Consider the following 673-nt stretch of genomic DNA (forward strand, 5'->3'; position numbering starts at 1 on the left):
AGCAGTTTGTACACTACTACAACACACAACGACCACATCAATCACTCAACGGACAGACGCCAGCGGAGGTGCTAAACTAGACAGTGCCCTTCATCCTATTCTATCCTCTTGCTCTATTTTTGATCGAGTCGATAAGTCCGTCCGCATCTTCACCTTCAAATTGCTCTTCCTCTTCTGTTTCGTCCCCGAAGAACCGTTCTTTGGCTCGGTCCCAGAGGCTTTTCGCACCGGCACTGGCGGCACCGACACCGATAGCCATCAGGGCCGCAGCCATCGCAGGGGCACCCAGTTCCGGATTCATCGCGGTCTCGGAAAGGCCCTCCTGAAGGGCGGGTTCCATACCCGCTCGGCCGAGCGCGATGGCCACGGCTCCGATGCCACCGGCGGCGAGGCCAGCGGTTTTCTCTCCCAGACCGGAGTGTAACTCGTCCTCGAGAGAGCCGAGTGAGGATTGGGTCTGCTCAATCGTCTGGGAGTTCTCGGAAACCTGGTCTCGAAGGTCGGCGACCTCGTCGACGAGGTCGCTGATTCCCTTGTAATTGTTCTCGACGCTGACTTCAGCAGGAGCCCGCTGAATGTGCACGTCAGTTCCCATCCGGTTGACGACCAGCGGCTCCTCGCCCGACAATGCCTGCTCGGCTGCTTCGTCGGCCTCGCGCTCCAACTGTGGATC

1 protein-coding gene and 1 pseudogene are annotated in these 673 nt (G+C 58.8%); one reads left to right on the forward strand and one right to left on the reverse strand.

Annotated elements, in window-relative coordinates; translation table 11 throughout:
* A partial coding sequence (locus C482_RS20645) for an integrase core domain-containing protein (protein ID WP_152422032.1) occupies positions 1–80 on the forward strand: 80 nt, incomplete at its 5' end.
* A 20-nt stretch (positions 81–100) separates the two neighbouring features.
* Here the strand turns inward: C482_RS20645 and C482_RS15925 are convergent.
* Positions 101–673 (reverse strand): annotated as a pseudogene (locus C482_RS15925) (DUF4157 domain-containing protein); the annotation flags it as partial.

The organism is Natrialba chahannaoensis JCM 10990 (assembly GCF_000337135.1).
GTDB classification, from domain to species: Archaea; Halobacteriota; Halobacteria; order Halobacteriales; family Natrialbaceae; genus Natrialba; species Natrialba chahannaoensis.